Source organism: Actinomadura roseirufa (assembly GCF_900659635.1).
GTDB lineage: Bacteria > Actinomycetota > Actinomycetes > Streptosporangiales > Streptosporangiaceae > Spirillospora > Spirillospora roseirufa.
Window position 1 is genome coordinate 1 of the sequence record NZ_CAACVB010000422.1, and the last position, 4,831, is coordinate 4,831.

A 4,831-nucleotide genomic window follows, 5' to 3' on the forward strand; every position below is an offset into this window, starting at 1 on the left:
CGGCCGTCGCCCGGCACCTGGCCGGCGCCTACGGGGTGCGCGAGCTGCTGCTCGTCGGCGAGCGGGCCGCGACCGCGCTGGGCGACGAGCTGACCGCGCGGGGCGTCCGCGTCACCGTGGCCGCCTGCGACGTCGCCGACCGGGACGCGCTCGCCGCGGTGCTCGCCGGGGACGGGCCGCGGCTCGCCGCCGTCGTCCACGCCCCCACCGTCCAAGAGGCGGCACAGGACGCGGCGGCGGCATGGGCCGGCGCGGTGAACCTGTCCGACCTCACGGCCGGCTCCGGGCTGGAGGCGTTCGTGCTGCTGTCCCCGGCCACGGGGCTGCTCGGCGCGGCGGGGCGGGAGGAGGAGGCCATCGCCGGCGTCCTCCTCGACGACCTCGCCCGGAGCCGCGCGGCCCGTGGCCTGCCCGCCCTGTCCCTGGCCCTGGGCCCGGTCGAGGGCGACGGCCGCCCGTCGTCTCCGGGGATCGGGCGGCTGACCGCGCAGGAGCGGACGGCGATGTTCGACGCGGCCGTCGCGGCCGGGGAGACCAGCCTCGCCGCGCTGCGGCCGGATCCGGCGGCGGTGCGCGCGGACGAGGTCCCCGCGCCGCTGCGCGGGCTGATCGAGGCGCCGACAAGGACGGCGCCGGACGGCGGCGTGGCCACGGGGCTGCGGCGCCGGCTGCTGGAGCTCGCCGGCGGGGCCGACCGCGACCGGCTGCTGACCGATCTGGTCCGCGCCGAGGTGGCCGCCCTGCTCGGCCCGGGCGATCGGGACGGCGTTCCCGCCGACGCGGCCTTCCGCGACCTGGGGCTCACCTCGGCGTCCGCGGTGGCGCTGCGCGACAGGCTGACCGCCGTGTCCGGGCTGTCCCTGCCGGTCACCCTGGCCTTCGACCAGCCGTCGCCCGCCGCGGTGGCGCGGCGGCTGCGGGCCCTGCTGCTCGACGAGGACGCGCCCGAGGACGCCGCCGTCCCGCATGCCCTGTCGGACGAGCCGATCGCGATCGTGGGCATGGCCTGCCGGCTGCCGGGCGGGGTCTCCTCGCCCGAGGACCTGTGGCGGCTGGTCGCCGAGGGAGGGGAGGCCATCTCGGAGTTCCCCGCGGACCGGGGCTGGGACCTGGACGCGCTGAACGACCCCGATCCGGACGCGACCGGGCGCTCCATCACCCGGCACGGCGGGTTCCTCCACGACGCCGGCGACTTCGACGCGGGCTTCTTCGGCATCTCCCCGCGTGAGGCGCTGGCGATGGATCCGCAGCAGCGGCTGCTGCTGGAGGTGTCGTGGGAGGCGCTGGAGCGGGCGAGCGTCGACCCCACGTCGCTGCGCGGCCGTGACATCGGCGTCTTCTCCGGGCTGATGTACCACGACTACGCGACCGACCTCGGGGTGCTGCCCGCCGGGTTGGAGGGCTACCTCGGGACGGGCAACTCCGGGAGCGTCGCCTCCGGCCGCGTCTCCTACACCCTCGGGTTGGAGGGGCCCGCCGTCACCGTCGACACGGCGTGCTCGTCGTCGCTGGTGGCGTTGCATCTGGCGGCGCAGTCGCTGCGTTCGGGCGAGTCGTCGCTGGCGCTGGCCGGGGGAGTGGCGGTGATGGCCAGGCCCACGTCGTTCGTCGAGTTCACCCGGCAGGGCGCGCTCGCGGCCGACGGCCGCTGCAAGCCGTTCGCCGAGGCCGCCGACGGCACCGGCTGGTCCGAGGGCGTAGGCGTTCTGGTGCTGGAGCGGTTGTCGGACGCGCGCCGCAACGGTCATGAGGTGCTGGCGGTGGTGCGGGGTTCGGCGGTGAACCAGGACGGGGCGTCCAACGGCCTGACCGCCCCGAACGGCCCGTCGCAGGAGCGCGTCATCCGGCAGGCGCTGGCGAACGCGGGTCTGTCGGGCGCGGACGTGGACGCGGTGGAGGGTCATGGAACGGGTACCCGTTTGGGCGACCCGATCGAGGCTCAGGCGCTGCTGGCGACCTACGGGCAGAACCGGCCCGCCGACCAGCCGTTGTGGCTGGGGTCGCTGAAGTCGAACATCGGGCACGCGCAGGCGGCGGCGGGCGTGGCCGGTGTGATCAAGATGGTGCAGGCGCTCCGGAACGGCGTGCTGCCCCGGACGCTGCACGTCGACGCGCCGACCTCCCGGGTGGACTGGTCCTCGGGCGGCGTGCGGCTGCTGGCGGAAGAGCGTGACTGGCCCGAGGTGGACAGGCCCCGGCGGGTGGGCGTGTCGTCGTTCGGCGTGAGCGGCACCAACGCTCACGTCATCGTCGAACAGGCCCCCGACGGCGTGTCCTCTGACGTCGCGGCTCCCGCCGTCCCGGCGGCGGATCCCGGCGCGGTGGCGCTGCCGGTCTCGGCCCGCACCGCGAAGGCGCTGCGGGCGCAGGCGGAGCGGCTGCGGGACGCCGTGCGGGAGCGACCGGGCACCGGGCTCGCCGCCATCGGTCACTCCCTGGCCACGACCCGGGCCGCGCTGGACCACCGCGCGGTGGTCGTGGCGGGGGAGCGGGCCGAGGCGCTCGACGGCCTCGCCGCCCTCGCGGCGGGAACGCCCGCCCCGGCCGTGGTGTCCGGCGCCGCCGACGTCGACGGCAGGACCGTGTTCGTCTTCCCCGGCCAGGGGACGCAGTGGGCGGGCATGGGCGCTGAACTGCTGGAGACCAGCCCGGTCTTCGCGGCGCGGATGGCCGACTGCGCCGCCGCGCTCGCCGCCCACGTGGACTGGTCGCTCACCGACGCGCTGCGGGGCCCGCTGGACCGCGTGGACGTGGTGCAGCCCGTGTCGTTCGCGGTGATGGTGTCGCTGGCGGAGGTCTGGCGCTCCTACGGAGTGACACCGGACGCCGTGGTCGGCCATTCGCAGGGCGAGATCGCCGCCGCGTGCGTGGCGGGGGCGTTGTCGCTGGAGGACGCGGCGCGTGTGGTGGCGTTGCGGAGCCAGGCGATCGCGCGTGGGCTTGCGGGTCGTGGCGGGATGGTGTCGGTGGCGCTGCCGGTGGAAAAGGTGGCCGCGCGGCTGACCGACGGGTTGGAGATCGCCGCCGTCAACGGCCCGGCGTCGGTGGTGGTGGCGGGCGAACCCCGCGCTCTCGATGAACTGGTCGCGGTGCTGGAGGCCGAGGAGGTGCGGGTTCGTCGTGTCCCGGTCGATTACGCCTCGCATACCTCGCATGTGGAGTCGATCGAGGACGAGTTGGCGACCCTTCTGGAGGGTTTGTCTCCGCAGGAGTCGCGGATACCGTTCTTCTCCACGGTCGAGGGGCAGTGGCTCGACACGTCCTCCCTTGACGGTGGTTACTGGTATCGCAATCTGCGGCGGCAGGTCCGTTTCGCCGATGCCGCCCAGGCGTTGAGCGATGATGGGTTCCGGGTGTTCATCGAGGTCAGTGCACACCCCGTCCTGGCCCCGGGCCTGTCCGAGGTCGTCACGGAACCCTCGGCCGTCGTGGGGACCCTCCGCCGTGACGACGGCGGGCTCCGCCGCCTCCTCCTCTCGCTCGGCGAGCTTCACGTGCGCGGCGTGCCCGTCGACTGGACGGCCGCCCTCGCCGGACCCGGAGCACGGCCGGTCGAACTGCCGACCTACGCGTTCCAGCGCGAGCGCTACTGGCTCGAACCCGCGCAGGGCCCGGCCGCCGGACCGGAACCGGCCGGGCACCCGCTGCTCGGGGCGGTCGTCCCGCTCGCCGGGTCGGGCGGCGCGGTGTTCACCGGACGGCTCACCGGCCGCGATCACCCCTGGCTCGCCGACCACCGCGTCGGCGGCGCCGTGCTGCTCCCCGGCACCGCCCTGCTCGACGCCCTCCACCACATCGGCGGCCTGCGCGGCGCCCCCGCCGTCGCCGAGCTCACCGGCTCCGCGCCCATCGTGCTGCCCGAGGGCGGCGCGCTCGACCTCCAGATCACGGTCGACGGACGGGCCGTCCGGGTGCACACGCGCGACGGCGCCGGGTCGGAGTGGACGGAGAACGCCACCGCGACGCTGGCGGAGGACGCCGGGCCGGGGCGCGGCGTTCCCTGGCCGCCCCCCGCGCACGCGCGTCCCCTGGACCTGGACGGCTTCTACGAGAACCTCAACGTCGAGTACGGCCCGTCCTTCCGCGCGGTGCACGCCGTCTGGGTCGGCGAAGGGGAGGCGTGGGCCGAACTGCGTCTGCCGGAGCAGGCCGACCCCGGCGGTTACGGGCTCCACCCGGCACTGCTCGACGCGGCGCTGCACCCCATCGCCGCCGCCGGCCTCCTCCCCGGCCCGGACCAGCCGCGCCTGGCGTTCTCCTGGTCCGGCGTGCGCCTGCACGCGACCGGGGCCCGCACGCTGCGCGTCCACCTGACCGCGGCCGGGCCCGACGCCGTGGCCATCAGCGCTGCGGACCCGTCCGGGACGCCCGTGGTCGACGTCGAGTCGCTCACCGTGCGTCCCGTCCCCCCTGGCCTGCTCACCGCGCACGGGGCACGCGACCGGCTGTTCGAGGTGACGTGGGTCCCGGCCGGACGGACCGGCGGCGCGGTGCCGGACGTCGTCGTGCACCACGTCGGTGTCCCCGACCCCGCGCGGCCTGTCGCCGAACGCGTCCGCGAGACCGGCGCGGACGTCCTGCGCGTGCTGCGCGACTGGCCGGACGACCCGCGCGCCGCCACGTCCCGCCTCCTCGTCGTCACCCGGCCGGACGACCTCGCGCACGAGGCGGTGCGGGGCCTGCTCCGCAGCGCGCAGTCCGAGCATCCCGGCCGCTTCGCCTCCCTCGTCACCGGGGATCCCGCCGACGCGGCGGTGGCGGCCGCGCTGCCGCTGGTGCCGGACGAGCCGCAGCTCGCGGTGCGCGACGGCCGCGCCCTGGTCGCGCGGCT

The 4,831-nt window shown here is 76.3% G+C and carries 1 protein-coding gene; it reads left to right on the plus strand.

The window, feature by feature from the left end; genetic code table 11:
• The coding region (locus tag E1291_RS39295) for a type I polyketide synthase (protein ID WP_131743096.1) at positions 1-4,831 on the plus strand (4,831 nt) is incomplete at both ends.